The organism is Phormidium pseudopriestleyi FRX01 (genome assembly GCF_017313335.1).
Lineage (GTDB): Bacteria > Cyanobacteriota > Cyanobacteriia > Cyanobacteriales > Laspinemataceae > Laspinema > Laspinema pseudopriestleyi.
In genome coordinates, this window is record NZ_JAFLQW010000650.1 from 1 (window position 1) to 3,281 (window position 3,281).

The window sequence follows — 3,281 nt, forward strand, 5'->3', positions numbered from 1 at the left end:
AGCAAATATCTTAAGAAAGGTAGCGGCGACACTGGGATTTAATCTTAGTGGAGTCAGTAGGGGTGCTTTGACTACGCCCTTAAGGTTCAGATTCTGGACTCTTAAAGAATCCCACGCTCTAAAGAGCGTGGGAGTGTCAAGATTAAACTGCACAGAAGGGAATAGGCCAGTCCCGGTGAAACCTGAAAGTTCAAAGTCCGAACCTTACCCCATTCGACTTCACGCTTCACCTGAACCACCCACTCTCTGCTGATTCAGTTTGCACTTGTCCCTGACTGGACTCAATGCAAGATGTTCAAAATGAACATATTGTAACGGACGAAAGCCAGAAACTAGAACAAGTGCCTCTATTGCTTCCAAAACAAGAGCTTCATCCTCGCGCAGCTTATGAAAATACTTAAAATCCAGACATTACGGGGTCCGAACTATTGGAGCATTCGACGCCACAAGGTCATCGTTATGCGCCTCGACCTAGAGGACTTAGCAGAAAAGCCCACGTCTTTGAACCCCGGCTTTTATCAAGGTCTCGTTGAGGCGCTACCGAGTTTGGTAGACCACTACTGCTCTCCCGGTTGTAGAGGAGGATTCCTCAGCCGAGTCCAAGAGGGAACCTATATGGGTCATGTGGTGGAACACGTTGCCTTAGAACTCCAGGAACTCGCGGGGATGATAGTTGGTTTTGGTCGCACCCGCGAAACCACCACACCAGGCACCTACCAAGTGGCGTTTGAATATATCGATGAACAAGCGGGTCGCTATGCCGCTAGAGCAGCGGTGCGCCTCTGTCGCAGTATTGTCGATACAGGTCGCTATCCCGTTTCCGAGTTGGAACAGGACCTCCAAGACTTGAAAGATTTGGCGGCTAAAGCTTCCTTGGGTCCGAGTACCGAGACCCTGATTAAAGAAGCGGAATCCCGAGATATTCCGTGGTTTCACTCCAGCGCTAGAGCTATGATTCAACTGGGGTCGGGCATTCATCAAAAACGAGTCCAGGCGACCCTGACCGATCGCAGTAGTATTTTAGGCGTCGAACTCGCCTGCGATAAAGAAGGAACCAAAAAAACCTTGCGGGATGCCGGAATCCCGGTGCCCCGAGGGACCTTGATTCACTATCTCGATGAACTCCAAGAGGCGATCGATGAGGTGGGTGGCTATCCCATCGTGATTAAACCCCTCGATGGCAACCACGGACGAGGGATTACCATCGATATTAACTCCTGGGAAGAAGCCAAAGAAGCTTACGATGCGGCGACGACGGCCTCCAAAACGCGATCGGTGATCATCGAACGCTACTACAAAGGTCGGGACCACCGGGTTCTCGTGGTCAATGGCAAACTGATTGCCGTTGCAGAAAGGGTTCCTGCTCATGCGATCGGTAATGGCCGGTCCACCATTCAAGAACTCATCGACGAAACCAATCGCGACCCCAACCGAGGCGACGGCCATGATAACGTCCTGACCCGGATCCAAGTAGACCGGATCAGTATGCAAATTTTGGAACGCAAAGGATACGACCTCGACACCGTACTCAAAGACGGCGAAATCTGCTATCTGCGCTACACCGCCAACCTCAGCACCGGGGGTATCGCCATCGATCGCACCGATGAAATCCACCCAGAAAATCTCTGGATGGCTGAACGAGTTGCCAAAATGATTGGCTTAGATATCTGTGGCATCGATGTGGTCACATCGGATATTTCCCAACCCCTGCGAGACAATGATGGCGTCATTGTTGAAGTGAATGCTGCTCCCGGTTTCCGGATGCACGTCTGTCCCAGCCAGGGCCTGCCCCGCAACGTCGCAGCTCCAGTCATGGAAATGCTCTTTCCTTCAGGCACCCCGTCGCGGATTCCCATTCTCGCTATCACCGGCACCAATGGCAAAACGACCACCACCCGCCTGTTAGCCCATATTTATAAACAAACTGGCAAAACCATCGGTTATACCACCACCGATGGGACTTATATCGGCGATTTTATCGTCGAAAAAGGGGATAACACCGGACCCCAAAGTGCCGAACTGATTTTGAAAGACCCCACTGTCGAGGTGGCTGTCTTAGAAACGGCCCGAGGTGGCATTTTGCGATCGGGTTTGGCGTTCGATCGCTGCGATGTCGGGGTGGTTTTAAATGTCTCAGCCGATCATCTCGGCATCGGCGATATCGATACCATCGAACAAATGGCGACCCTCAAAAGCGTCCTCGCCGAATCCGTCGATCCCAAAGGCTATGCCATCCTGAATGCCGAAGACCCCCTAGTGGTAAAGATGGCAAAACGGGTGAAATCTCAAATCGCCTATTTCTCAATGGACCCCGAGAACGAAGTTCTGCAAAATCATGTCCGCAATGGCGGACTCGCCGCCGTCTATGAAAATGGCTATCTCTCCATTATTAAAGGAGATTGGACCCTCCGGATTGAACAGGCGGTTAACGTGCCATTAACGATGGCAGGGTTGGCTCCCTTTATGATTGCCAACGCCCTCGCCGCTGCCTTAGCTGCCTATAGCAATGGCGTTCCCATTGAGCAAATTCGCAGTGGATTGGCAACCTTTGAGGCATCGGTTGCCCAAACCCCGGGACGGATGAATCTGTTCAATATGGGGAGTTATCATGCCTTGGTGGATTATGCCCATAATGCCGCCAGTTATGAAGCCCTGGGCGGGTTCGTGCGAAATTGGCCCGGAGAAACTATTGGCGTCATCGGTGGTCCTGGCGATCGCCGGGATGAAGATTTGACCAACCTCGGCAAACTCTCCGCAGAAATCTTCAAACAAATTATTGTCAAAGAAGATAATGATACCCGAGGTCGTCCCCGGGGAAATGCGGCCCACTTCATCAGTGAAGGCATCGCCCAAGCGAATGGTCCTGCGGCGTATCAAACCATCCTCAATGAAACCGAGGCGATCGAAACCGCCCTAGATCAGGCTCCCTCTGGCAGCTTAGTCGTCATTCTCCCCGAAAGCGTCACTCGTGCTATTAACCTGATCGAGAAGCGCAAACCCCTAGAAGAACCGCGCATTCCCCTCAATGGTTCTAAGCCAGTAGAATCCTCCTCGGTTGAATATAGCGAGTCTTCCACTTAATTCACCCGTGAACCTTTACAAAAGACTTGAAAATGATAACTATCCATTTTCAAGTCTTTTTTTTATAGAAAACGCCGTAAAACCCACGTGCTTTAGCCGTGGGATATAAGGGGGTTAGCGTAGGTACGTAGCTAACCAATTACTTAGTTTTTTGGTTCTCAACATATCTCTTAATCGTATCCCCAGAAACTGCCCCCGCC

The 3,281-nt window shown here is 51.2% G+C and carries 1 protein-coding gene; it reads left to right on the forward strand.

Features of this window, described 5'->3' with window-relative positions:
• The first annotated feature begins 387 nt into the window (after positions 1 to 387).
• A complete protein-coding gene (cphA, locus tag J0895_RS24435; protein WP_207090586.1) occupies positions 388 to 3,081 on the forward strand; it encodes a cyanophycin synthetase in 2,694 nt (897 codons plus the stop codon).
• Positions 3,082 to 3,281: the final 200 nt, after the last annotated feature.

Excerpts from the sequence above, each read along its gene's own strand:
- cphA (WP_207090586.1), top strand. The coding sequence starts at position 388 with ATGAAAATACTTAAAATCCAGACATTACGGGGTCCGAACTATTGGAGC.